The organism is Arthrobacter sp. H41 (assembly GCF_000520535.1).
In the GTDB taxonomy this organism is placed as follows: domain Bacteria; phylum Actinomycetota; class Actinomycetes; order Actinomycetales; family Micrococcaceae; genus Arthrobacter_D.
Map to the genome: position 1 here is coordinate 1 of NZ_AZRZ01000478.1, position 2,878 is coordinate 2,878.

The following is a 2,878-nucleotide window of genomic DNA, read 5'->3' on the forward strand; positions in this document are numbered from 1 at the left end:
GGCTCTTCGTAATTGAGGGTGTAGCCGGGGTGGGCGCGTCGGTGACGGGATAGAGGTCGAGGCCTTCCGATGATGGAAGTTCCTACGCTGCCTATCTGAAAGGCCTAGACGATGTTCCACGCTACCTTCGCTGCGCCTGATTTGACCACGTTCTGCCGTCTTGATGAGCTCGGCCTCGAAGCCGTCGGGCAGTTTCTGAGCCCTGGTCGGGCGGTGATTGAGTGCCGTGTCGTTCAGGCGGATCCATGGTGCCAGTCGTGCGGAGCGCAGGGCGTACCGCGAGACACGATCACCCGTCATCTTGCGCACGAACCGTTCGGTCACCGACCCACCACGCTGCTGGTAAGGGTGCGCCGCTACCGGTGCACGGGGTGCGGGCGCACCTGGCGGCAGGACACATCGAAGGCGGCCGAGGGCAGGGCGAAGATCTCCCGTCGGGGGCTTCGGTGGGCGCTGGAAGGCCTTGTCATCGATCACCTCACCGTGTCCCGGGTCGCGGCAGGTCTCGGGGTGTCCTGGCATACAGCGAACACCGCGATCCTGACCGAAGGAAAGCGCCGGCTGATAGATGACCCCGACAGATTCCAGGGGGTTACCGCGATCGGCGTGGATGAGCATGTGTGGCGGCATACCCGCCGCGGTGACAAGTTCGTGACGGTGATCATTGATCTGACCCCGATCCGCGAAAAGACAGGCCCGGCGCGGCTGCTGGACATGGTTGAGGGCCGCTCCAAGCAGGTCTTCAAGACCTGGATTCAAGGCCGTCCGCAAGCATGGCGGGACGGAGTGGAAGTCGTCGCGATGGATGGCTTCACCGGCTTCAAGTCCGCGACCAGCGAGGAGCTCCCGGACGCGGTGCCGGTGATGGATCCGTTCCATGTTGTTCGCCTCGCCGGGGACGGGTTGGACCGGTGCCGGCAGCGTATTCAGCAGGCCACGCTCGGGCATCGGGGCCGTACCGGTGACCCTCTCTACCGAGCCCGGCGGACCCTGCATACCGGCGCGGACCTGCTGACGGAGAAGCAGAACGCGCGTCTGAGCGCTGTCTTCAAGTCTGAGGAACACGTCGAGGTCGAAGCGACGTGGGGCATTTATCAGCGGATTGTCGCCGCCTACCGGGAACCCGACAAAAAGAAGGGGAAGGAGATGATGCAGGCCGTGATCAACTCCGTGACTACCGGCGTCCCCGCCGCACTCGTGGAGATCCGGCGTCTTGGTCGGACTTTGAAGCAACGAGCCGTCGACATCCTTGCGTTCTTCGATCGGCCTGGCACCAGCAACGGGCCCACGGAAGCGATCAACGGGCGCCTGGAGCACCTGCGTGGTTCAGCTCTAGCTTGCGTTCTTCGATCGGCCTGGCACCAGCAACGGGCCCACGGAAGCGATCAACGGGCGCCTGGAGCACCTGCGTGGTTCAGCTCTAGGCTTCCGAAACCTCACCCACTACATCGCGAGATCACTCCTGGAATCAGGCGGCTTCAGACCCTACCTACACTCTCAATTACGATGAGCCCCTTAAGCGTGCTCCGCAGCTCTTGGGAAAACCCTAAGTTCTCAGCCCTGTAGAAGCTATGTGACGGCGCCCCGACACAAAGGAACGGGCCCGGTGCTCTCCGAAAGGTGGAGGAACACCAGGCCCGTTCGCGTGCCAGTGCGTATTACCTGTTCGTCACCGTCGTGGGCCCTGCAACTCCTCCCACCGAGGACTCGATCCAGATGGTTCCAGGGTTGCGGGGGCCGGCATTGCCATCCCGCAACCTGAGGGTGAATACCCCTCCCGTTTCGGGTGCCACAGCCGCCGTGACAGTTGCACGTCCCAGCACCGGGCCATCGAGGCTGCCCTGGTGGAGGGTGATGACGCTGCCGACTGCCGAGCTGGTGCCCGTGACCCGGAAGTCGCCGCTCTTCCACTCGGCCCTGCCGATCGCCACGCGGTCCGGGGTCGGTGTCACTTTGACCTCGTCGGTCCGGATGTCCGTGCCTACCGTGACCGTCAGCTTGAAGGTGAGCGGATTGTTGGTCATCGGGTACTTGTAGACCGGGAGGGTGAACGTCGGCTTCAGCGTGGTAGCCCCGGTGAGCGTCATCTTGTCCGGGTCGGTGGCTCCGGTCAGGACCTGCTCCCACTGATAGGTGGCGCCCGCCGTGGTGGAGCCGGTGCCGTCGAGGGTCACCGGAGTTGCCGTGGCGCGGCGTGCGATGGTCTGATCCGTGCCCGCCATTACCACCAGCTCGCCCTGGATAGCCCGCCATACTCGAGGGTCGTGACATCTCCGTCCACGGTCTGCGGCGATCCGAACGCCGTGCCGTCGGCGGTGTACGCCTGGACCGAGTAACCGGTAATGGTCAAATCCGTGCCTCCTGCATCAGGTGCAGTCCAGGTGACCGTCGCGGTCCCCTTGCCTGCTACCGGTGCTGCGGTGAAGGTCGGAGCTGCCGGAACCGGATCATTGGTGATGGTGAAGGTTGCCCTCATGTTGTCCGAGGCGTTGCCGGAGGGGTCGATTGCTGCGTAGACGAGGTTGGTGGTGGCTGCAATCGAGAAGGGCCCGGTGTAGCGGGTTGCGGAGTCGGCGATGCCGCCGCCGGACATGATGACGTCGGAGCCGTCGGTCGTGTAGTAGATTTCGGCGCCGGGCTCACTGGCAGTCAGGGTAACTTCCTGGGCGACAGCAGTGGATCCGCCGTTGGGGTTTGCGCTTACCGTGGGATCGGTGATGTCCGTTGCCGGTGCCACTGTGGCTGCGGGGAAGGTCTCGCCGATGCTGCTGACGGCCACCACGTAGACGTCGTAGGCCTGGGTCGGATCCAGACCGGTGATGGTGGTGCCGGTAGCGGCTTGCCCGCTGATCCGCTTGCCGATCTCTACCTGTTCGCC

The 2,878-nt window shown here is 64.2% G+C and carries 2 protein-coding genes and 1 pseudogene; 1 reads left to right on the plus strand and 2 read right to left on the minus strand.

What is annotated here, in order from left to right; all coding sequences use genetic code 11:
* The first annotated feature begins 111 nt into the window (after positions 1 to 111).
* Positions 112 to 1,510, plus strand: a pseudogene (locus Y705_RS0101575) (ISL3 family transposase).
* Between the two features lie 148 nt (positions 1,511 to 1,658).
* On the opposite strand, the gene Y705_RS22880 reads toward Y705_RS0101575, so the two are convergent.
* Both Y705_RS22880 and Y705_RS22885 read right to left on the minus strand, forming a co-directional pair.
* Positions 1,659 to 2,222 carry a PKD domain-containing protein gene (locus Y705_RS22880; RefSeq protein ID WP_026531592.1) on the minus strand — a complete coding sequence of 188 codons (564 nt, stop codon included), beginning with the start codon at positions 2,220 to 2,222 and terminating at the stop codon, positions 1,659 to 1,661.
* On the minus strand, positions 2,222 to 2,878 hold a 657-nt coding region (locus Y705_RS22885; protein WP_253908440.1), incomplete at its 5' end, for a chitobiase/beta-hexosaminidase C-terminal domain-containing protein. The genes Y705_RS22880 and Y705_RS22885, both read right to left, overlap by 1 nt.

What these genes read in the sequence shown, in the direction of transcription:
- Y705_RS22880 (WP_026531592.1), bottom strand. Translation starts at nt 2,222, where the DNA reads ATGGCGGGCACGGATCAGACCATCGCACGCCGCGCCACGGCAACTCCG.